This window comes from Sphingobium rhizovicinum, assembly GCF_042647625.1.
GTDB lineage: Bacteria > Pseudomonadota > Alphaproteobacteria > Sphingomonadales > Sphingomonadaceae > Sphingobium > Sphingobium rhizovicinum.
In genome coordinates, this window is record NZ_JBHRVU010000004.1 from 1,787,179 (window position 1) to 1,807,770 (window position 20,592).

The following is a 20,592-nucleotide window of genomic DNA, read 5'->3' on the forward strand; positions in this document are numbered from 1 at the left end:
GCCCCTTAGCGGCTCTTGCCGGTCAGCGGCAGATCGCGCGAGGAGCCGCCGACCTGGACGATGCGCGTGCCCTTGGGCGTGGTCCAGCGTCCGGCCTTCTCGTCCCAATATTGCAGGCTGCGCGGTGCGACATGGACCGAGATCGTCTTGCGTTCCGATGGCGCCAGATGAATGCGATCGAAACCGGCGAGCGCGCGTACCGGGAAGGCGATTCCCTTCGGCGCCTTGGCGGGGGCGCCGAGATAGACCTGCGCCACTTCGTCCGACGCGCGCTGGCCGGTATTAGCGACGGTGAAGCGGACGTCAAGGCCGCCGTCGGCTGCGGGCTTCACGCTGAGGCCCGAATAGGCGAAGCTGGTGTAGCTGAGGCCGTGGCCGAAGGCGTAGAGCGGCGCCTTGTTCTGGCGGTCGAACCAGCGATAGCCGACGTCCAGCCCCTCCGAATAGGTGACGACGCCGTCCTCTTGCGCACCACGCTCGGGATAGCGCGGGTCGGTGGCGGGATAATCTTCCAGTGCCTTGCCCCAGGTGAAGGGCAGGCGACCCGCCGGGCTGACGCGCCCGGTCAGGATGTCGACCGTCGCTTCGCCCCCCTTGTCACCGCCCCACCACATGTTGAGCACCGCTTTCACCTTGCCCAGCCAGGGCATGTCGACGGGATAGCTGGTGTTGAGTACGACGATAGTGTTGGGGTTGGCGGCGCTTACATCCTCAATCAGCCTGTTCTGCTCCGGCGTCAGGCCGAAGATCGGGCTTTGCCGTGCCCAGGCGAAAACCACGGCCTTTTTCGCCTTTGCCGCGGTTTCGACGGCGTGGCGGTAATTGGCTTCCCGCTGCTGTGGCGTGACCCAGTTCAGGCGGATCTGGATCGGCGCGTGCGAGGTGTCAGCGCCGGTCGTGACCTCGATACTATGCTTGCCGGCGGTCAGTTCGACGTCGCGGCGGACATTGTTGAGATTGTCGGTGGTGGACAGCAGCGCGTCCTGACCCGGCTGTACCGTGTCGCCATGACGTGCGCCGGTCATGCCGCTGGAGCGACCGACCAGCTTGCCGTCGATCAGCAACTCGCCATGGGTGCCCAGCATCTGAAGATAGATGCCGTAAGTGCCGGCCGAGGGGATGTCGATCTCACCCTTCCAGCCCGGCTGGACGTCGGCGGGGAGGGCATTGGCGTTGCCGTCGGTGAAGTTGAGGGCGCTGTCCTGTGCGACCTTCCTGCCGTCGACATAGCGGGCGAGGCCCGGCGCGCCGTCGCTGCTGAAGCGGTCGGCGGGGATGGGCGTGCCGGTCATGTCGTTGGCGACGGCATAGGCGACATGGGCGCCGGCGCGGCCGCCCACCTCACGCTGGAGCAGGGCGGCGACACTGTTCTGGGTTTCGGGAAGGCCGAGCGAATGTTCGGCATTGATGCCCAGGGCCACGACCTGACCCGCGCCGGGGCCGATCAGCGCCAGATCGTCCATGTCCGTTTGGCTCAAAGGCAGGGCGGCGCCGTCATTCTTCAGCAGGACGGCGGAATCCGAGGCGGTCTTGCGGATGATGGGCGCGATGCGGGGATCGACCGCGCCGCCGGTGGGCTGGTGATTGCCCCGGTCGAGCAGGCCGAAGCGGTTCATTTCATGCACCACGCGATAGGCCGCTTCGTCGATCTGCGCCAGTTGCACCGTGCCGTCGGCCAGCGCGGAGGCCATGTTGACCGGCGCGGGATCGTCCGGGAACTGACCACGGAAGATCACCGACTTGATCGGTGCGCGCTCGCCCTTGCCCTCTTCCGGCACGGCGCGACCGAAGACGCGGCCGAGCACGTCCATGGTCATCTTGAGTGGTTCGACCGGCGCCTTGTCATTGTCGAAATAGGAACGGGTGATGGTGAGCCAGGGGCTGCCCTTTGGCATCAGGCCGGGCATTTCCATGTCGAGGCCGGTGTTGATGTCGGTCGGCTTGTGCACCGCGCCCCAGTCGGACGTGACGAAGCCCTTGAAGCCCAGTTCCTTGCGCAGGGTGACGTTGAGCAGATCGTCATTGGCGCAGGCATATTTGCCGTTAGTGTAATTATAAGCGCACATCAGCGAGGAGACGCCGGCGTCGATCACCGCCTCGAACGGGGCGAGATAGACTTCATGCATGGTCTGTTCGTCCATGACCGTCTTGTAGCCGCGCAGGTCATAGCCGAGATAATGTTTGGCCTGCGCCATCACGCCCTGGCCCTGGATGCCGCGCACCTGCGCCGCGCCCATGATGCCCGACAGATAGGGGTCTTCGCCATAGGTGTTCCAGCCGCGGCTGAAATTGAGGTCGCGCATGATGTTGACGAACGGCTCCAGCGCCACGTCTACGCCGAGGCGCCGGGCTTCGAGGCCGACCACCGCGCCATTTTGTTCCGCATCCTCCCGGCTGAAGGTCGCGGCGAGCGCCATGGTCGCGGGCAGGGCGACTGAAGGTTCGCGGGTCAGGATGCCGGGCGGGCCATCGGCAAAGCGCATCGAGGGGATGCCGAGGCGCGGCACGCCCCGGAGATAGCCGGCGGCGGCCTGATCGGTCTTCGCATCTTCCTGCGCGCCGCGGATCATGTCGATCTTTTCATCGAGCGTCATCTTCGCCACCAGATCGCGGGCGCGCTGGTCGTCACCGCTTTCCGCCGCGGGCGCGGCGGTGGGGGCGATCGGCTGGGCGTGGAGCGGGGCGTGCATGCCCATGGCGGCCAGAAGGATGGCGCTCGTATGGAGCAGGGCCTGCCGCCCGTGGCGATGGATGTGGAAATGCCCCTTGGCGGCGCTGCGCGATTCTGTGTTCAATTCTGCCTCCGTTGATGGCGCCAGCAAAGCAAATTTAATTGAAATGTCAATTAATCTTTGATGCTTTTTAGAGGGGGTTTCAATTTTTTTGACGCCGGTTGAGGCTTTTCCAACGCCATTCGTTCATGCGCATTTCTCTATAGTTTTATCGCGACAAACTTACGCATTTCCATGGGTATTGGATCGTTCCGAGAAATGTGAAATTTCGTTGACAAAGCTTGCGTAATAAATGAACATTCAACTAATCCAGTGATCATTGCTGGTCTTGTCGACCTCAAAGGGGCGGGAAGGGGGAGTGAATGAATCGTCGAGATTTTCTGGCAGCAACGATCGCTATGGCAGCGGCGGGCTGTTCCACGGTTCCCAAAGTTGGCGTGTCGCGAAAAACGGCCTGGGGATTGCAGCTCTTCACAGTAGGCGCGCTGCTCGAACAGGATTTTGAAGGCACGCTCAGGCAGGTTGCCGATTTAGGGTACAGGGAAGTGGAAACGGTCGGCAGCTTCGGCCGCGACCCTGCCTGGCTGCGAGGGCAACTGGATCGGTTCGGGCTGGTTTCCCCGTCCCAGCATATCGCGTCCGACGAAGTCTATGCTTCCTTCGGCGCCTGGACGCGCAAGGAAATCACGACCGAGCAGAATCGCGAAAATTACGAGCGCGCCTTCCTGCCGGAAAAGGCGCTGGCGCTGGTTGAGGATGGCATCGGCAAGGCGAAGCTGCTGGGGCAGCGCTATGTGACCTGGCCGATCCTGATGCCGCGCATGCTGGCCGATCGCGCGATCCTGGACCGCTATATCGGCATTTTCAATCAGGCGGGGCGGATGTGCCGGGATGCCGGGCTGACCTTTGCCTTCCACAATCATCACCGCGAATTCCAGCGGCTGGGACCAGACATGATCTACGATCTGATCCTGAAGGGCACGGACCCGGAACTGGTAAAGATGGAACTGGATTTCTATTGGGTGACCAAGGCGGGGCAGGACCCCATCCCCTATTTCGAGAATAATCCGGGCCGTTATTTCGGCTGTCATGTGAAGGATGTGGACGCCGCCGGCGAATTTGCCGTGGTGGGCACCGGGCGGCTGGACCTGCCCCGCCTGATCGCCGCCGCACGCAAGGCCGGCGCGCAGCATTTCTTCGTCGAATATGACCGGTCGGACGATCCGATGGCGGCGATCCGCGACAGCATGGCCTATCTCAACAGGCTGCCCGCATGATCGATCATGACCTGACGAACCGGCGCGCCTGGATCGCGGTGATCCTGTGCATGATCGCCTATATATTCTCCTTCATCGACCGGCAGATCATGGCGTTGCTGATCGGCCCGATCCAGGCCGACCTTGGCATTTCCGATACCCAGTTCGGGCTGCTGCACGGTTTCGCCTTCTCCATCTTCTATGCGACGATGGGGATACCGATCGCGGCCCTTTCCGACCGCAAGTCGCGGCCGGTCATCATTGCCGTCGGCGTCGCCTTCTGGAGCCTTGCCACGGCGGCGTGCGGCTTGGCACGCGGCTTCTTGCAACTGTTTTTGGCGCGGGTGTGCGTCGGCGCGGGGGAGGCGGCGCTGTCGCCGGCGACCTATTCGCTCATCAGCGACCTGTTCCCCAAGGAAAAGCTGGGACGGGCAGTGGCGGTCTATTCGCTCGGTTCCTTCATGGGGACGGGCATCGCCTTTCTGCTGGGGGGCTGGGTGATCGGCGCGGTCAGCGCGGGCGGGCCGCAATATTGGCTGGGCCTGCGCCTTGCCGCCTGGCAGATGACGTTCATCATCGTGGGGGCGCCCGGCCTGCTGCTGGCGCTGGTAATGCTGGCGACGATCCGCGACCCGCGTGTGCGGCAGGCCGGCCGGGCCGGGCAGGGTGCGGGCGCATCCGCAGCCAAGGCCGTTCCCTCGGTGGTGGAGGTGATGCGCTTCCTGGCGCGCAACCGGGCGATCTTTCTGCCGCACATGATGGGCTACACGCTGGCGGCGATGACCTTGTTCTCGCTATTGTCCTGGTCGCCGGCCTATCTGATGCGCGTGTTCGCGCTGACGCCGGGGGAGAGCGGGCTTCGTCTGGGCTGGGTCGCGATCTTCGCGGCGGGTGGCGGCGTGCTGGCGAGCGGCGCGATCATGGACCGGCTGACCCGGTCCGGCAGCAAGGATGCGCCGTTCCGCACCGGCATCATCGGCGCGCTGGGCGCGGTGCCGCCGATCGCCCTGCTGCCCTGGGCGGGGAGCGTCGATCAGGCGACGCTACTGCTGGCCATCGCCTTCTTCTTCGCCTCATTCCCCATGCCGCCGTCCACCGCCGTCATGCAGATCGTCGCGCCGCCTGCGATGCGATCGCGCGTGTCGGCCCTGTTCCTGGGCGTCAATTCGCTGATCGGCATGGGGCTGAGCAGCGCGCTGGTGGGGATGGCGAACGACCGATGGTTCGGCGGGCCGCAAGGCACGGGGCATTCGCTCGCGCTGGTCGCCGCCGGTGCGGCGCTGCTGGCAGTGCCCGTGCTGAGCCGTGGTCTGGTGCCGTTCCGCCGCTATGTTGAAAACAGGTTATAACTTCCGATAATCCAGAGGTCGCATGACATCCCTGTTCCGTTCTTCCTGCCGCAAGCTGATCGGCGCCACGATGCTGGCCGGCGTATCGGCCCATGCCGCGCCCAAGCCGGCGGTGCAGGAAGGCATCATTATCGAGCGGGACCATTATGGCGTGCCGCATATTCATGCGCAGAGCCGGCCGGCGCTCTATTATGGGCTGGGCTATGCAATCGGTCAGGACCGGTTGTTCCAGATGGAAATGATGCGCCGGTCCGTCTGGGGTGAGGTGGCCGAGATATTGGGGCCGTCCTTCGTCGATTTTGATCGCGAGACGCGCCAGCGCGGCTATACCCGCGCCGAAGTCACGGCGCGGCTGGCGGCGCTGAAGCCGGCCGAACGCGCGCTGTTCAGGGCCTATGCCGACGGCCTGAATGCCTGGATCGCCAAGGGTAGCCTGCCGAGCCAGTTCGCTGCGCTAGGCTTTGCGCCAAAGCCATGGACTGCGGAGGATCTGGCGCAGATCTTCATCGGCAATGTTGCGGTTCGCTTCACCGACAAGACACAGGAACTCGACAATGCGGCGATGCTGGACCAGCTAACCAGTCAGTTCGGTGCCGCGCGGGCGCGGGCGATGTTCGATGATCTGGTGCCGCTGGAGGAAGACCCGGAAGCGGTCACGTCGCTGGCGGCGGGCGACTGGACCGGCAAGAGCCTGCGCGCCCGGTCGGTCGTGGGGCAGCCGCATGTTGCGGCTGGCGGGCCGGGCGTCGCGGCGGCGGCGGAAGGGGTCGGCAAGGCCGATACCATGCTGGGCGCCAGAATGGCGTCGCTGGCGCTCAACGATCATGGCGGCAGCAATGTGTGGGTCGTGGGCAAGGACAAGTCGGCGACCGGCTATCCGATGCTGATGGGCGGGCCGCAAATGGGCTTCACCATGCCGGGCTTCCTGTATGAGGCGGGATTGCACGGCGGGGGCATGGACGTGGTCGGCACGACGCCGATCGGCTTCATCCCGATTTTCTTCGGCCATAATGGGAATACGGCATGGTCGAGCACGGTGGGCCGGGGCGATGCCGTCGACAGCTTTGTCGAGCAGCTCGATCCGGCCGATCCGACCCGCTATTTCCACAAGGGCCAGTGGAAGAGGATGCAGGCGCGGACCGAGACGATCAGGGTCAAGGGTGCTCCCCCCGTGACCGCCACCTTCTATCGCACGGTCCATGGACCGGTGCTGCAGGTCGATGCGCAGAATCACCGGGCATATGCCCGTGCGCGGGCGTGGGAAGGGCATGAACTGGACACCGAAATGGCCTGGTTCGATTCGACGCTGGCGCAGGATTTCGACCAGTTCCACAAGGCGGCACTGCGATCGGCGATCAGCATCAACTGGTGGTATGCCGACCGGAAGGGCAATATCGGCATGGTCTATCCGGGCCGTTTCCCGATCCGCGGCGCCGATCAGGACCCCCGCTTGCCGTCCGACGGCACGGGGGCGAGCGACTGGCGTGGTTTCCTGCCGTCGTCGCAGCAGCCCTATCGCCTGAACCCGTCGCGCGGCTTCTTCACCAACTGGAACCAGCAGCCGATCAAGGGATGGTATTTCCCCGATACCGGATGGAGTTCGGTGGAGCGCGCGCGGTTGCTCCAGAATTTCGTCGAGAGCCATGACCGGCTGTCCGCCGCCGATATGGAGAAACTGGTCGAAGTGGCCAGCACCATGAGCCAGACGGCGGACTTCTTCATCCCCGGCCTGATCGCCGCGATCGGGCAGCAGGCGCCCGGCGATCCGCAATTACAGCAGGCACGCGACCTGCTGGCCGGATGGGACAGGCGGCGGATCGATGCCGATGGCGACGGCCGCTATGACAGCCCGGCGCTGGTCATCTATGATGCCTGGCTGGCGGCGATGACCGCGCGTCTTTTTGCCCCCGAGGTCGTCGGGCCGTCGCTGTCCAAATCGCTCGGCTACAAGCGCAGCGATACCTATGACATTGGGCGTGGTCCCAAGCTGCTGGCGCGGATATTGGCCGGCAAGACGGCGTCGCTGCCGGTCAAGGCGGACTATCTGGGCGGGCGGGATGCTACGTCGGTCCAGGTCGAAACGTTGCGGCTGGTCTTGGCGAAGCTCGCGGCTGCGCGCGGGGCGGATATGGCTCGCTGGTCCGACCCGATCCTGACAACCCAGTTCGCGACCGCCAACGCCCATAATGTGCCGCAAGGTTCGCGCGAGCCAGTTATCGTCCCGCTTGCGGAACGGGGTACTCAGAATCACCTTATTGAACTGCGCCCAACCGGGGCAGTGGGCCGTAATGTGGTAGCGCCGGGCCAGGCCGAAGAGGGCGCGCAACATGTCCTCGATCAGGTCGGCCTGTTCCGGGAATTTCAGTACAAACCGATGCTGTTCTCCGACCGTGAAATTGCGCAAAATGCTGAAAATAAAGAGATTTTAAACGATCCCTACCGGTGATTAGCGGCGTAGCGAATTAATGAAACGTCGTTGCGTGGTGATAGCGTAAAGTGCAATAAAAATACTTGAAGATTACGATATAATGACATAAAAAATTGATGTCGTTCGGTAACAAAACAAGAGCGAAAGGGGTTTTAGCGATGAAACAGTTCAAGCGTTTGAGCAGTGTGAGTCTGGTCGTGCTGGCAGGCTTCCATGCAAGTGCGGCCATGGCGCAGACGGCCGAGCAGTCCTCTGGCGGTATCGACGAAATTGTCGTTACGGCTGAAAAGCGGGAAACATCGGTTCAGAAGACGGCGATCGCCATCACCGCTTTCGATCAAAAGGCGCTGGAAAAGAATGGTGTTTCCACGCTGACGGATATCGCGGCGATCGCGCCGGGGGTGGGCATCTCCAAGAACTCCGCCAACGTCATCATCGCGGTGCGCGGCGTTTCGAGCCAGAACACCAATGAAATCGGCGATCCGGCCATCTCGATCGCGCAGGATGGTTTCTACATCCAGAAGCCCTTCGGCTTTGGCGATTCGATGTTCGATCTCGAGCGCGTCGAAGTCCTGCGTGGCCCACAAGGTACGCTCTACGGCCGTAATGCCACGGGCGGCGCGATCAACGTCATCACCGCAAAGCCCAAGGACGAGTTCGAGGGCAAGGTTGCGGTCGGCGTGGGCAATTACGACCAGATCACGACCGAGGGCATGATCAACCTGCCGGTCACGGACACGCTGGCGGTTCGCGCGGCGTTCTCGACCAGCAAGCATGACGGCTATCGCGTCAATGAGGCGCCTGCGCGCGCCGGCGACGACGCTGACTCCCAGTCGGTGCGCCTTCACGTTCAGTGGAAACCGACCGATCGCCTCAAGCTGTTGCTGACCGGCCAGTTGACCAAAATCGGCGGCGTCGGTCCGACGATGTGGGGCACGCCGCTGCGCTATACCTCCTCGGGTGCGATCGACACCAGCTATCGGCCGGACGTGGATGGCGACGGCACACCGCACAGCCTGCCAAACCAGTATATCGACACGACACTGCGCACGATCCAGTGGAACGGCGAATATGATCTGGGCTTTGCGAGCCTGGTCTATCTGGGTGGCTTCCGCGACACCGATTATTCGCAGTTGCGCGATCTGGACGGCACTACCAGCCAGGCGGCCTATATTCAGCCAACCGAGAAGGTGCATGACTGGTCCCACGAGGTCCGCCTGGTCTCTAACGGCAATGGCCGGTTCAAGTGGCAGATCGGCGGCTATCTGTTCCGCGAAACCTCGGACCTGTTCAGCCTGTTCCAGAGCTATGCGGTGGCCAATCCGCCGTCGAACATCTTCACCTTCTCCTATAATGTGAAGGCGAAGTCGAAGGCCGCCTTCGGGCAGGCAAGCTATGAAGTGATCGACGGGCTGAAGGCGGAGTTTGGTATCCGCTATTCGGACGACTATAAGAGCCGCACGGGCTACAGCAACACCGGCAGTGGCAATGTTGCGCAGGACGATGATGCCTCGAGCACCAAGACCACCTATCATGCTGGCCTGACCTACGACTATAGCCCGCGCAACATGGTCTACGCCAAGTTTGATACCGGCTATAAGGCGGGTGGCTTCAATACTGTGCCGGGGCAGAATACCCTGCCATATCAGCCGGAAACCATCACTTCCTGGGAAGTCGGCTCGAAAAATCGCTTCCTCGATAACAGCCTGCAACTGAACCTGTCGGCCTTCCTGTATAATTACAAGGATCAGCAGATTTCGGTGCGTGACCAGACGGTCGGTCTTTCGGCGGTATTCAACGCTGGTAAGTCGCGCATTTGGGGACTTGAGGCGGAAACCGTCTTCCAGCCGAGCGACGTCGACCGGTTTGATGCCAGCGCGGTATTCCTGCATTCGGAATATACCGAGCTTTGTCTCAACATCGCGACTGACGGTACCTGCGTGACCGACTATTCGGGCAACCGCTCGACCCAGGCGCCACGCTGGTCGTTCAATATGGGATATGAGCACAGCTTCGGGCTGCTCGGCGGCACGCTGACCCCGCGTGTCCAGACCCATATCGAAACCTCGTCCTTCTATGGGATCGAGAATTTCGCCTATCAGAAGCAGGACAGCTATTCGCGTAGCGACCTGATCGTGACCTTCACGCCGGAAAGCAAGAAGTGGAGCCTGCAGGGCTTCGTCCGCAACATCGAGGATGAAACGGTCATTACCAGCGCTGTCGCTAGCACGCGCTTTGGCACTTACAGTTACGGCATGGCGCCGCCGCGTACTTATGGCGCCAAGCTGACCTATAATTTCTAAATAGAGGCAGCGTTCGCAGGAGAGACCGCCGATGCGAAAGCATCGGCGGTCTTCTGTCGCGTTGGAAGGCTGAAAGCCGGCACTGTTTGCCGGCTATGACTTTGTGGGCTGTGTTAGCCAGCCAGGCTGCGCGTTATTGTCCGGAGAAGTTTGTTGAGCGTCGAAACATCCTTTTTCGACAGATCTTCAAAGGCGCGCTCGTAAATCCTGTTCGCTGCTTCCCAGGCCTTGCGACCAGCGACAACGCCTTCAGGGGTCAGCGAGACTTCGGTCACTCGGCCATCTGCCGCACTCTGCCTGCAATGCACCAGATTGTCGGCCTGCATGCGCTTCACGATCTTGGTCATGGTCGGCAACTTGACGATCGCATGGTCGGCAATCTCGCTGACGCTCATCGTCTCGCGGTTGCGCAATGTCATGAGCACACGCCACCGCGGGATGTCGAGGCCCAGCGGTTTAAGTGCCAGTTCCATTTGCAGCAGGTAGCGGCCGGTAAAGCGGGTGAGCCAGTAGAAGGGCCATTCCTCCATGTTGAAGGGGGCGGCGTCACCTGCAATTTCGGGTTCCTGTACCTCTTCAACCATCTGTGATCCCTGCTTGCGCGGGCTCCGGCACCCAGATGGCCCGCATCTCTCCCGCCCCAAAATCCCTACCGGGAGACCGGGGCATGTTCAAGCAAGAGAATGAATGAAAATTACTTGACTATTCACGTAATATGATCCAGCTTTCTGATATCAGCCATCAAGGGAAATCGGGGATGTCTGCTATCCTGATTGAAAGCTATGACGTGCCGGGCAGTGGTCCGTCCGTCGCAGTCAAGGACTGCATAGATATTGCGGGCGCGCGCACCTGCTGCGGCTCCCGGGCCTTTGCCGATGTCGCACCTGCACAGCGTAACGCCCACGTGGTGCAGGCTCTGGTTGAGGCCGGCTATCGGATCATTGCCAAGGCGAGCATGCACGAATTGGCCTACGGCATGACGGGCCTCAACGACTGGACGGGACATGTCGAAAATCCGCTCTATCCCGGCCTTATGCCCGGCGGATCATCCAGCGGTTCTGCCGCTGCAGTCGCTGCCGGACTGGTCGACCTGTCGCTCGGCACAGATACGGGTGGCTCGGTCCGCATGCCTGCAGCCTGTTGCGGTGTTATCGGTTTCAAGCCGAGCTTTGGACGGCTAAGCCGCGATGGCCTGACGCCAAGCGACAGCGACCTGGATTGTGTCGGCTTGTTCGCCCGCTCCATGTCGCTGATCGAAGGTGCCATGGAACAGATGGATCCTGATTTTGCGGTCGCTGACCCAGTTGCTCGGCCCGCCATAGGATTTGTAGAAGTCATCGCTGATGAAGAGGTGGCGGGCGCTGTTGCCGCTGCGCTTGCTTCGCTTTGGGATGCCGTCGAAACCTGCTCCCTGCCGCTTCTGGAGGACGCTTTCCAGGCTGGCGTCGTCAAAATGGCAGCAGAGGCTTCTGCCGCTTACGGTCATCTGGTGGACACAGGTCTGCTTGGCATTGATGTCGAACAACGTTTGCGCGCAGCACCCACGGTTGCAACGGTGGAACGCATGGTCTGGGCGCAAGAAGTCAAGGCCAGCTTCATTGCGCAGGTTGATGCCTTGCTGGAGCGCTTTGACGTCCTGGCGTTGCCGACACTGCCAGGATTTCCGCCGCACGTCGACGCAATGGGTGACGCGGCATCGATCCTGCGGCTGTCCTCTCTCGTGCGTCCTTTCAACCTCAGTTGCCATCCTGCGATCTCGCTGCCGCTGACAACGCCGTCAGGGCGACCGGCGGCGCTGCAACTGGTGGCGCGCCGGGGAGATGATGCACGGCTCTGCGCCATCGCGCGCTTGTTCGCCCATTCTGACCAGAATCTACAACATAAGGAAATTTGCTGATGAACGCGTTGAACGCCCTTTCCGGGCGGAGCGCCGCGGAAACGCCCGGCATCGCCCCCATTGGCGAAGAGCTGATCGCTTCTTTCCGCGCAAGAAGGCAGGAAATTGCGGCCCTTGGCCAATTGCCGGCCGACATAGTCGCCGAGCTGCGCCGCCTGGGCGTCTACAGGGCGCTTGTGTCGACCCGCTATGGTGGTCTGGAGGTGTCGCCTGCGACCTTCCTGAAGCTGATCGAGCGCTTGTCCGAGGCTGACGGCTCGATAGGCTGGGTGGCAAGCTTCGGTGTCTCGTCCATGTATCTGGCCTCTTTGCCGAGGGGGACGTTGGCCAAGGTCTATGCCGATGGGCCGGACGTGATCTTTGCAGGTGCGCTCTTCCCGCCGCAGGCAGCGGCGAAGGTCGAGGGTGGCCTCAAGGTGTCGGGGCGCTGGAAGTTCGGCAGCGGATCGACCGGGGCCGATATCATCGGCGTCGGCGTCAAAGTGGAAGGCGAGAAAGGCGGCCTTCCGCGCATGGCGGTCATGCCCGCCTCGTCGGTCGCGATCGAACGCAACTGGGATGTGATCGGCCTCCAGGGCACGGGTAGCCATGACCTGGTCGTCGACGAGGTCGTCGTACCAGAAGAATGGACCTTCATCCGGGGCGGCGCGCCGACACTCGACACGCCGCTTTATCGCTATCCCTCCATGGCCTTCGCCGCGCAGGTACTGGCGATCGTTGGTGTGGGTGTAGCGCGCGCCGCACTGGACGAAATCACGCAGATGGCGGGAGGGCGCGCCTCCATCACTGGAGCGCCGGTGCTGGCCGACCGCGCCTATGTGCAGACCGAGATTGCCAAGGCAGAAGCCAAACTCCGATCTGCCCGTGCCTTCTTCTACGAGGCGACCGAGGATGTTTGGGCTACCTTGTGCGCGGGCGATCCGGCATCACTCAAGCAAACGGGCTTGCTGCGCCTCGCCTCGAGCCACGTTGCGCGGATCGGCTGTGAAGTCGCCCAGACCGCCTTCATGCTGTCGGGCACAACCGGCATCTACAACGACCATCCGCTTGCGGCCTATGTCCATGACGCGATGGTGGTGGCCCAGCATGCCTTCCTGTCCGAAGGCACGTTTGCCAGCGCGGGCCGGGTGCTGCTCGGGCTCGACAACCCGCCCGGATTTCCCTGATCGACAAAAGGATCGCATTCATGACCGACACACCTGCCAAACCCCTGCGCGTCCTTTTCTGCGCTGCCGTGCTCCAGAATTTCTTCGATCTGCCCGCAACCGAGATCGGCAAGGTCTGGGCCGCCACTGGCGAGATGCTCAAGGGCATTCGTGACCTGCCGGGCGTGACCGTGCTGGGTACGCTGGACGATGACGAAACCATGGTCGGCACCTCGCCCAATGGCTGGCCCTGGACCTTCTACGTCATGGCGGACGTGCCCGATCGCGCGACGGTGGTCGCCGCCTGCAACCTGTTCCGCACCATCAAGGTCGGCGAGTATCGACTTTGGAAATATATGCGCGTCGAAGCCCGGGTCGGCCGGGAGTTGGTCATCCCCGCATGACAGAAGCCGGCGCCCTTGCCCTGTTGAGCCAGCGGATCGCATTGCTGGAAGCAGAGGCGGCGGTCCGGCGCGTCGTGATGGACTATTTCCGTCTGTGCGACACGCTGGGGCCGTCGACCCCGATGGATGTGCTGGGCGGGCTGTTCACCCGCGATGCTGTCTGGGAGGGCACGGGGCGCTATCGCAAGGCTTTCGGCCGGCATGAGGGGCGCGACGCCATCGTCGCCATGCTGGCCAGCTATACCAGCCCGCTGCACTTCAGACTGAACGGCCATTATCTCTCGTCCGAGACGATCGACGTCGCGGATGCGGGGCATGCCACCGGTCGCTGGATGATGTTGCAGGTATCGACCTATCGCGACGGCCGATCTGACTGCCGCAGTGCGGCTCTGACGATCGACTGTGTTTTCGAGGACGGTGCGTGGCGGATGTCCCGTTTCGTGACCGAGAATATTTTCTCCCGGGATGTCGGCCCGTGGAATGACGAGGCCGACATTTCCGTCCCCCAGCAAGACGCCGAGGAGGGCGCATGAGCACCACAGATTTCGCCGCGCTGGTGAAGGACGATCGCGTCCATACCGCGCTCTACAAGGATCCCGCTATCTTTGAGGAAGAGATGGACCGGATCTTCAACAATACATGGGTCTGGGTCGCCCATGAAAGTGACGTGCCAACGAAGAACACGTTCAAGACCAGTTTTGTTGGTAACCAGCCCGTGATCGTGACGCGGGACAAGGAAAGCAAAGTCCATGTCCTTCTGAACCGTTGCCGCCACCGCGCGGCAAGTGTGTGCGAGAAGAAGAAGGGCAAGGCCAGCGTCTTCGTCTGCCCCTATCACGGCTGGAGCTACGATCCCGACGGCCGCTTGCGTAAGGTGCCCCATGCCAAGGGCTATGACGAGGCGTTCGACACTACGGAGTTCCCGCTGATCTCGCTGCGGGTCGAAATCTATCAGGGCATGATCTTTGCCACATTCAACAGCGATATCGAACCGCTGGTGGATTTCCTGGGGCCGGCCAAGAAGTGGATGGACCTGTTCATGAAACAGGGTGCTGGCTTTGGCGTGAAGACGCTTGGCGAACACAAGTTCCGCTTTCCGGGCAACTGGAAAATCCAGCTAGAGAACACCACCGACGCCTATCATTTCCCGATCGTCCACAAGACCTTTCTCGACAGTCTCGACGCGGAGACGGAAAATGTCTTCGACGTGCTGGGGCAGGGCGGCTGGGTCGAGGATTTGGGCAATGGCCACAGCGTCATGGTGATGATCCCCGACCTCATCGACCTCGAAGATAATCTCGACGCGCCGATCCCTGATCGTTTCGCCGATCTGGCGCAGGAATTGCGCGACGAGGGGCATGACGATGCGACGGTGCGCAAGGTGGTGCGCGCCGTGGGCGGTTCGGGCTTCAACCTGAACCTGTTCCCCAATGTCGCCTGTTCCATGGCCTTTTTCCGCGTGCTGCGCCCGGTGGCGGTCGATGAGACGGAAATTACCCACGTCGCTATCGGCATGGACGGCGGCCCGGCAGCGGGCAACCGAGCGCGGTTGCGGCTGCATGAGCATTTCCAGGGGCCGATGGGCTTTGGCACGCCCGACGATGCCGAGGGCTGGGAGCGGGTGCAGCGCGGTGCGCGGACGGGCGATGATCTTTGGATCATGCTCAATCGCGGCGTTGATGCGCCCGATGGCGTGGCCGAGGTCGGCCATAATGCGGGTGACGTCAGTGCTGAGACCGGCATGAGGGCTGCCTATCAGCAGTGGAAGCGGATGATGAGCGCATGAGCTTCGATCTTCAGGAGAAAAATGTCGTGACGGATTTGCAGACGGGGGCGCCGACGTTCGAGGAGGCGATCGCCTTCATCTGGGCTGAAGCCGACATGCTTGACCGGCTGGACTACAAGCCCTGGCTCAAGCTTTGGACGCAGACCGGCAAATATATTATCCCGGTTGAGCGCGATGCCGATTATGTCGACGCGCTCAACATCGTCTATGACGACCAGGAGATGCGCCAGGCGCGCGCCAAGCGACTGTTGTCGGGTTTCTCCATGTCATCGGCGCCGCCGGCTCGGACCGTGCGAACGGTATCGCGGTTCGTGCTTGAGGCACGGGACGAGAGCTCGATCACGCTGCGCGGGGCGCAGATGCTGGCCGAATATAAATATGAGCATATGCGCTTCCTGCCCGCCGACACGCGTTATCGCATCGTTCGGGCGGAGGATGGCTCGCTCCTCCTTGATGAGAAGGTTGTGGCGCTGATCAACGCCGACGATTTCCAGTTTGGGATCGGATATCTGCTGTGAGCCGCCCGGAAAATCCGCGGACGCTGCTCATCACCGGCGGTTCGCAAGGGCTGGGCGCCGCTATTGCACGCGCCTTCCACGAGGCGGGCTACAATGTCGGGATCTCGGACATTGACGGCGCTGCGGCCCACGCACTGGCGCTGGAGCTTGATCCAAGCGGTGAAACCGCATTGGGCCTTACACTCGATGTACGCGACGAGGCTGCGTTCGAGGCTGCTCGCGACGCGCTCATCGCGCGCTGGGGATCAATCGAGGCATTGGTCAACAATGCCGTCGTCACCATCGTTCGCCCGGTACTGGAGATCAGTCCGGACGAGTTCGACAAGGTGCTGGCGGTCAATCTGCGGGGTACCTTCATTGGCTGCCAGGTCCTGGGCCGCTATTTCAAGAACAAGGGCCATGGCCGCATCGTCAACATTGCCTCGCTCGCGGGGCAAAATGGCGGGACGGCGACGGGCGCTCATTATGCCGCATCCAAGGGTGGAATCATCACCCTGACCAAGGTGTTTGCACGGGATCTCGCGCCGTTCGGCATAACCGTCAACGCGATCGCGCCGGGTCCGCTCGACCTGCCGTCGGTCCGGGCATTGGTACCCGAGGACAAGCTGGAGGGCATCGTTGCGGGCATTCCCGTCCGTCATCTGGGCTCGCCCGATTTCGTGGCTTCAACCACCGTCCATCTGGCCTCTCCCGAGGCTGCTTTCGCCAATGGTGCCATTTGGGACATCAATGGCGGCTTGCTGATGCGTTGAGGGCGACATGATCGAGACACAGTTATTTCGCGCCGCGATGGCGCGTCTGGGCGCTGCTGTAAACATCATTGTCACAGATGGCGCCGCCGGACGACATGGGATGACCGCATCGGCTGTGTGCAGCGTCAGCGACAGCCCAGCCTCGCTGCTGCTATGCATCAACAAGTCGGCGAGAATGCATGATGTGCTGAAAGATAATGGCCAACTGACGGTCAATGTGCTGGCGGGCGGGCAGGCCGGATTGTCTGGCACCTTTGCCGACAAGAACCTCGATATGGACGCACGTTTCGCGGCGGCAGACTGGACCATGCTGGGCCATGGCGTGCCGGCGCTGACCGGAGCGCTGGCAGCCTTTGGCTGTACCATTGCTTCGGTCGTGGAGATGGGCAGCCACAGCATCTTTCTGTGCGAGGTGCAGCATTTGCTGATTGGTGGGGAAGAGCCGGGACTGGTCTATTTCGACCGCCAATATCACGCGCTGCCGATGCGGGCTGCTGCCTGACATGGTTGCGGTCGAAATAGCGGCAAGCTTCGTTGCTGCCCGCAGGCGTGGCCATGGTCTGGCGAAATTTCCGGGCCTTTTCCCCTCTGACCTCGACGATGCCTATACGATCCAGCTGGCCGCCATCGATCTGTGGCCCGACGCTATTGCCGGCTGGAAGGTCGGACGCCTCAGTCCGGCATTGGCCGATCGCTTCGGGATGGATCGCTTCGTAGGACCGGTCTTTGCCGGCGGCGTTACCCATCTTGATGGAGGCGAGGAAGCAGATTTTCCGGTCTTCGTCGGCGGATCTGCTGCATTCGAAGCGGAATATGTCATGGTCCTGGGTGAAGATCAGCCGCCGCTGCAGACAGGGGTCGATATCGATCAGGCTCGGCGTCTGGTGGGTGAGGTAAGGATTGGCGTGGAGGTGGCTGGAAGTCCACTTGCCGTCATGCCGGATCTCGATGCGCTGGCGTCTATTGCAGATCTTGGCAATAATAATGGTCAGATTTTCGGGCCGGCCATTCCTCTTGAGGTACTCGGCGATCCGCGCGGCATGACCTGTACTACCCGCATAGACGGCACTTTGATGCGTAGCGCAACGGCTGCCGAGCTTCCTGGCGGCCCCTTGACTGCACTCGCCTTCGCACTTGATCAGTGCGCGAGACTGGGCTTCCCGCTCAAGGCGGGGCAGTTCGTATCAACCGGCGCAGTGACCGGCATGCACTGGATCCGGGCAGGCCAACGCTGTGTCGCCGATTTCGGACGCTTCGGCAGAATTGACTGCCTCGCTGTACCCCTCGGCCGCGCCTGATTCTTTCTATCAACAATTTATTTTCACGGAGGCCATGTGCCCGCAATTCATGTCACCGATCGTGCCGGTTCGAGCAGGATCATTCAGGCCGATGAGGGCCTCTCTCTGATGGAGGCACTGCGGGAAAACGGCTTTGACGAGCTGATGGCCTTGTGCGGAGGCTGTTGCTCCTGCGCCACCTGCCATGTCTATGTGATATCGGATGCGCTGCCGCCGATGAGCGAAGACGAAAATGACCTGCTCGACAGTAGCGATGCGCGGGAAGATGCCAGTCGTCTGTCTTGCCAGATCTCGCTCGGAGCCGAACATGAGGGCCTCCAGGTTGTGATCGCGCCGGAGGATTGAGCGAATGACTCGCTATGACGTTCTGATCGTGGGGGCCGGCCATGCCGGCGCGCAGGCGGCGATCTCGCTGCGGCAACACGGCTTCGAAGGCTCGGTCGGCATGATCGGCGACGAGAAGGATCCGCCCTATGAGCGCCCGCCTTTGTCCAAGGAATATTTCGCCGGCGACAAGAGCTTCGACCGTATCCTGATCCGCCCCGCCGCCTTCTGGGACGAGCGCAAGATCGACATGTTGCTGGGGCGCCGGGTCAAGAGCGTCGATCCGGCCGGCAAGTTCGTCACCGTCGGCGACGAGGAAATCGGCTATGACAAGCTGATCTGGTGTACCGGCGGCAGCCCCCGGATGCTGACCTGCAGCGGCGCCGAAGCCGCCAATGTCCATGCCGTGCGCCGCCGCGACGATGTCGACGCGATGATGGCGAAGATCGACAGCGTCAGCCATGTCACCATCATCGGCGGCGGCTATATTGGGCTGGAGGCCGCCGCCGTCCTGTCCAAGTTCGGCAAGACCGTGGTGCTGCTCGAAGCGCTCGACCGGGTGCTGGCCCGCGTCGCGGGCGAGGATCTCTCGCGCTTCTACGAGGCGGAGCATCGCGCCCATGGCGTCGACCTGCGCACCGGCGCGAAGATGGACTGTATCGCGGTCGAGGATGGCCGGGCCACCGCGGTGCTGATGCAGGATGGCGAGCGGATCGAAACCGACATGGTGATCGTAGGCATCGGCATCGTGCCCGAAACCGGCCCGCTGATCGCGGCGGGCGCCGCGGGGGGCAATGGCGTCGACGTCGACGAATATTGCCGCACCTCGCTGCCCGACATCTATGCCGTGGGCGATTGCGCAGCCCATGCCAACCGTTTTGCCGGCGGCGCGCAGATGCGCCTCGAATCCGTCCAGAACGCCAATGACCAGGCCAAGACCGCCGTCGCCCATATCCTCGGCAAGGAAGAGGCCTATGACGCCGTCCCCTGGTTCTGGTCGAACCAATATGATCTCAAGCTCCAGACCGTGGGCCTCTCGACCGGCTTCGACCAGACGGTGCTGCGCGGCGACCCCGCCACCCGCAGCTTCTCGGTGGTCTATCTGAAGGGCGGCAAGGTGATCGCGCTCGACTGCGTCAATGCGGTCAAGGACTATGTCCAGGGCCGCGCCCATGTGCTCTCGGCCGCCCATCTCGACCCGGTGCAGCTGGCCGATGCCGGCATTCCGCTCAAGGAAATTGCGGTGATCGGGGCGGTCAGTGAAGGAAGCTCGGTTGGCAGCATCTGACAAAGGTGGGAGGGCCGGCAGTCCCTGGGTCTGCCGGCCCCCACTCACTATAATCAGGTCTGCCTCCTGAGCATCACAATCCCCATTTATTCAGGCGAAACCCGCACTATGACCCGGCGATAGCTGCGCATGGTCAATTGCGCATCATCGCGGGCTTCGACGATCAGATGGAGCAGGGTCGGCATCTTGACCGCAGGTGCTGTCAGGACGATTTCCCGATCGGTGCATTTCTCGATCGAGAGCGTTGGAACTCTCGCCGTGCTGACCGATGTCGTGCTCGGTTCCTTATATTGCCAGCATTAAAGGTTGACAGCATCTCCATCCGGATCGCGCGTTCCTGACAGATTGAGCCTGAGTTGCTGTCCGGCAACCAATTCCCGCTCCACCGGCACAAGGCCGTGATCTTTTTCGATGCGAATGATCGGAGCATGATTTGCTGCCTTATATTGCGGGGCGAGAGTCCATTGCATGCGTGCAGCGAAATCGCCCTGATAGGCATCGCGCCACCGCCAGATGCTTGCCTGCGCTTGGCTATGCTGGCGCCCATCCTGACCAAGCGCTGTATCCGACACATCTGTCCAGATGCTCTGTCCGGCGCCAAGTCTGCCATAGCGACCGCCCCAGCTACCAAAATCGGGTGCTTCGGGAACCCCAAGGCCATTTGGGATGAGATAGAGAAAGGCGGGTGTGTCGCCTTCCATGACGAAGGCGGGCAGGGGATAGAGCGATCCCAGCGGACCCTTGATGATATTCTGCGTCAGCCATTCCTTCGATACCAGACGCGCATCGGGGCCTCCTTCGAACTTGTAGAAAGCTTCGCCGGAAATACCGGTCCAGGTCGCTCGCTCATAATGGTTGAAGGCGTGCAGACTTGCGATCCAGAACAGCTTGGGAAAGGTCTGACGGAGCCAGGGGCCGCTGTCGTCTTGATCCGAGATCGAATAGACGCGCAATCGCGAGACGAAGTCGGCCACCTGCTCGGGCGGACGGTCGTGCGACACACGCCAAAGCGCCTGCGCCAGAACATTGGCCCCGCCCCAGATCGATACCCAGACCGGGCGGCCATTGTCGGCCCGATCCACTGCTTCAATGATGGCGCGCGATCCGGCCGT

At 62.1% G+C, this 20,592-nt stretch carries 18 protein-coding genes and 1 pseudogene; 15 read left to right on the top strand and 4 right to left on the bottom strand.

Annotated elements, in window-relative coordinates:
• Nucleotides 1–5: 5 nt before the first annotated feature.
• Nucleotides 6–2,795 carry a beta-glucosidase family protein gene (locus ACFOKF_RS09915; protein WP_313231400.1) on the bottom strand — a complete coding sequence of 930 codons (2,790 nt, stop codon included), beginning with the start codon at nt 2,793–2,795 and terminating at the stop codon, nt 6–8.
• A 299-nt stretch (nt 2,796–3,094) separates the two neighbouring features.
• On the opposite strand from ACFOKF_RS09915, the gene ACFOKF_RS09920 reads away from it, so the two are divergent.
• From ACFOKF_RS09920 to ACFOKF_RS09935, 4 genes are all read left to right on the top strand, one after another.
• Nucleotides 3,095–4,009 (top strand): sugar phosphate isomerase/epimerase family protein, encoded by a 915-nt coding sequence (locus ACFOKF_RS09920; protein ID WP_380795418.1) that lies wholly within the window; start codon nt 3,095–3,097, stop codon nt 4,007–4,009.
• Complete coding sequence (locus ACFOKF_RS09925; protein WP_380795419.1) at nt 4,006–5,337, top strand: spinster family MFS transporter; 1,332 nt, start codon at nt 4,006–4,008, stop codon at nt 5,335–5,337. Before ACFOKF_RS09920 ends, ACFOKF_RS09925 begins: the two co-directional genes overlap by 4 nt.
• A 22-nt stretch (nt 5,338–5,359) precedes the next feature.
• Entirely contained in the window at nt 5,360–7,783 is a 2,424-nt protein-coding gene (locus ACFOKF_RS09930) for a penicillin acylase family protein (RefSeq protein ID WP_380795421.1), read from the top strand.
• A gap of 140 nt (nt 7,784–7,923) precedes the next feature.
• Nucleotides 7,924–10,068 carry a TonB-dependent receptor gene (locus ACFOKF_RS09935; protein ID WP_313231406.1) on the top strand — a complete coding sequence of 715 codons (2,145 nt, stop codon included), beginning with the start codon at nt 7,924–7,926 and terminating at the stop codon, nt 10,066–10,068.
• A 113-nt stretch (nt 10,069–10,181) separates the two neighbouring features.
• Here ACFOKF_RS09935 and ACFOKF_RS09940 read toward each other — a convergent pair whose 3' ends face one another.
• Nucleotides 10,182–10,652 carry a MarR family winged helix-turn-helix transcriptional regulator gene (locus tag ACFOKF_RS09940; protein WP_313231408.1) on the bottom strand — a complete coding sequence of 157 codons (471 nt, stop codon included), beginning with the start codon at nt 10,650–10,652 and terminating at the stop codon, nt 10,182–10,184.
• A gap of 131 nt (nt 10,653–10,783) precedes the next feature.
• Here ACFOKF_RS09940 and ACFOKF_RS09945 point away from each other — a divergent pair, with 131 nt between their 5' ends.
• The 11 genes from ACFOKF_RS09945 to ACFOKF_RS09995 are packed head-to-tail and all read left to right on the top strand — an operon-like array spanning nt 10,784 to nt 19,480.
• Complete coding sequence (locus ACFOKF_RS09945; protein WP_380795423.1) at nt 10,784–11,965, top strand: amidase; 1,182 nt, start codon at nt 10,784–10,786, stop codon at nt 11,963–11,965.
• Nucleotides 11,965–13,131 carry an acyl-CoA dehydrogenase family protein gene (locus ACFOKF_RS09950; RefSeq protein WP_313231410.1) on the top strand — a complete coding sequence of 389 codons (1,167 nt, stop codon included), beginning with the start codon at nt 11,965–11,967 and terminating at the stop codon, nt 13,129–13,131. The genes ACFOKF_RS09945 and ACFOKF_RS09950 overlap by 1 nt, the downstream gene beginning before the upstream one ends.
• Nucleotides 13,132–13,151: 20 nt before the next feature.
• Complete coding sequence (locus ACFOKF_RS09955; RefSeq protein ID WP_380795425.1) at nt 13,152–13,514, top strand: hypothetical protein; 363 nt, start codon at nt 13,152–13,154, stop codon at nt 13,512–13,514.
• On the top strand, nt 13,511–14,047 hold the full coding sequence (locus tag ACFOKF_RS09960; RefSeq protein ID WP_169861373.1) for a nuclear transport factor 2 family protein: 537 nt from the start codon (nt 13,511–13,513) through the stop codon (nt 14,045–14,047). Before ACFOKF_RS09955 ends, ACFOKF_RS09960 begins: the two co-directional genes overlap by 4 nt.
• Nucleotides 14,044–15,300, top strand: coding sequence for an aromatic ring-hydroxylating oxygenase subunit alpha (locus ACFOKF_RS09965; protein ID WP_380795426.1), 1,257 nt, complete (start codon nt 14,044–14,046; stop codon nt 15,298–15,300). Before ACFOKF_RS09960 ends, ACFOKF_RS09965 begins: the two co-directional genes overlap by 4 nt.
• On the top strand, nt 15,297–15,818 hold the full coding sequence (locus ACFOKF_RS09970; RefSeq protein WP_169861371.1) for an aromatic-ring-hydroxylating dioxygenase subunit beta: 522 nt from the start codon (nt 15,297–15,299) through the stop codon (nt 15,816–15,818). The genes ACFOKF_RS09965 and ACFOKF_RS09970 overlap by 4 nt, the downstream gene beginning before the upstream one ends.
• Entirely contained in the window at nt 15,815–16,570 is a 756-nt protein-coding gene (locus ACFOKF_RS09975) for an SDR family NAD(P)-dependent oxidoreductase (RefSeq protein WP_169861370.1), read from the top strand. Before ACFOKF_RS09970 ends, ACFOKF_RS09975 begins: the two co-directional genes overlap by 4 nt.
• 37 nt (nt 16,571–16,607) lie before the next feature.
• Nucleotides 16,608–17,072 (top strand): flavin reductase family protein, encoded by a 465-nt coding sequence (locus ACFOKF_RS09980; RefSeq protein WP_380797738.1) that lies wholly within the window; start codon nt 16,608–16,610, stop codon nt 17,070–17,072.
• A 1-nt stretch (nt 17,073) separates the two neighbouring features.
• A complete protein-coding gene (locus ACFOKF_RS09985; protein WP_169861368.1) occupies nt 17,074–17,868 on the top strand; it encodes a 2-keto-4-pentenoate hydratase in 795 nt (264 codons plus the stop codon).
• A 36-nt stretch (nt 17,869–17,904) separates the two neighbouring features.
• Nucleotides 17,905–18,213 carry a 2Fe-2S iron-sulfur cluster-binding protein gene (locus ACFOKF_RS09990; RefSeq protein WP_169861367.1) on the top strand — a complete coding sequence of 103 codons (309 nt, stop codon included), beginning with the start codon at nt 17,905–17,907 and terminating at the stop codon, nt 18,211–18,213.
• Between the two features lie 4 nt (nt 18,214–18,217).
• Nucleotides 18,218–19,480, top strand: a complete 1,263-nt coding sequence (locus tag ACFOKF_RS09995) for an NAD(P)/FAD-dependent oxidoreductase (protein WP_169861366.1) — start codon at nt 18,218–18,220, stop codon at nt 19,478–19,480.
• An 86-nt stretch (nt 19,481–19,566) separates the two neighbouring features.
• Here ACFOKF_RS09995 and ACFOKF_RS10000 read toward each other — a convergent pair.
• Both ACFOKF_RS10000 and ACFOKF_RS10005 read right to left on the bottom strand, forming a co-directional pair.
• Nucleotides 19,567–19,764 (bottom strand): annotated as a pseudogene (locus ACFOKF_RS10000) (hypothetical protein); the annotation flags it as partial.
• A gap of 15 nt (nt 19,765–19,779) precedes the next feature.
• A complete protein-coding gene (locus ACFOKF_RS10005; RefSeq protein ID WP_313231412.1) occupies nt 19,780–20,562 on the bottom strand; it encodes a DUF1593 domain-containing protein in 783 nt (260 codons plus the stop codon).
• Nucleotides 20,563–20,592: the final 30 nt, after the last annotated feature.

Excerpts from the sequence above, each read along its gene's own strand:
- ACFOKF_RS09945 (WP_380795423.1), top strand. The coding sequence starts at position 10,784 with ATGATCCAGCTTTCTGATATCAGCCATCAAGGGAAATCGGGGATGTCT.
- ACFOKF_RS09960 (WP_169861373.1), top strand. The coding sequence starts at position 13,511 with ATGACAGAAGCCGGCGCCCTTGCCCTGTTGAGCCAGCGGATCGCATTG.
- ACFOKF_RS09940 (WP_313231408.1), bottom strand. The coding sequence starts at position 10,652 with ATGGTTGAAGAGGTACAGGAACCCGAAATTGCAGGTGACGCCGCCCCC.
- ACFOKF_RS09950 (WP_313231410.1), top strand. The coding sequence starts at position 11,965 with ATGAACGCGTTGAACGCCCTTTCCGGGCGGAGCGCCGCGGAAACGCCC.
- ACFOKF_RS09955 (WP_380795425.1), top strand. The coding sequence starts at position 13,152 with ATGACCGACACACCTGCCAAACCCCTGCGCGTCCTTTTCTGCGCTGCC.
- ACFOKF_RS09930 (WP_380795421.1), top strand. The coding sequence starts at position 5,360 with ATGACATCCCTGTTCCGTTCTTCCTGCCGCAAGCTGATCGGCGCCACG.
- ACFOKF_RS09965 (WP_380795426.1), top strand. The coding sequence starts at position 14,044 with ATGAGCACCACAGATTTCGCCGCGCTGGTGAAGGACGATCGCGTCCAT.
- ACFOKF_RS09920 (WP_380795418.1), top strand. The coding sequence starts at position 3,095 with ATGAATCGTCGAGATTTTCTGGCAGCAACGATCGCTATGGCAGCGGCG.
- ACFOKF_RS09980 (WP_380797738.1), top strand. The coding sequence starts at position 16,608 with ATGGCGCGTCTGGGCGCTGCTGTAAACATCATTGTCACAGATGGCGCC.
- ACFOKF_RS09925 (WP_380795419.1), top strand. The coding sequence starts at position 4,006 with ATGATCGATCATGACCTGACGAACCGGCGCGCCTGGATCGCGGTGATC.
- ACFOKF_RS09935 (WP_313231406.1), top strand. The coding sequence starts at position 7,924 with ATGAAACAGTTCAAGCGTTTGAGCAGTGTGAGTCTGGTCGTGCTGGCA.
- ACFOKF_RS09995 (WP_169861366.1), top strand. The coding sequence starts at position 18,218 with ATGACTCGCTATGACGTTCTGATCGTGGGGGCCGGCCATGCCGGCGCG.
- ACFOKF_RS09985 (WP_169861368.1), top strand. The coding sequence starts at position 17,074 with ATGGTTGCGGTCGAAATAGCGGCAAGCTTCGTTGCTGCCCGCAGGCGT.
- ACFOKF_RS09970 (WP_169861371.1), top strand. The coding sequence starts at position 15,297 with ATGAGCTTCGATCTTCAGGAGAAAAATGTCGTGACGGATTTGCAGACG.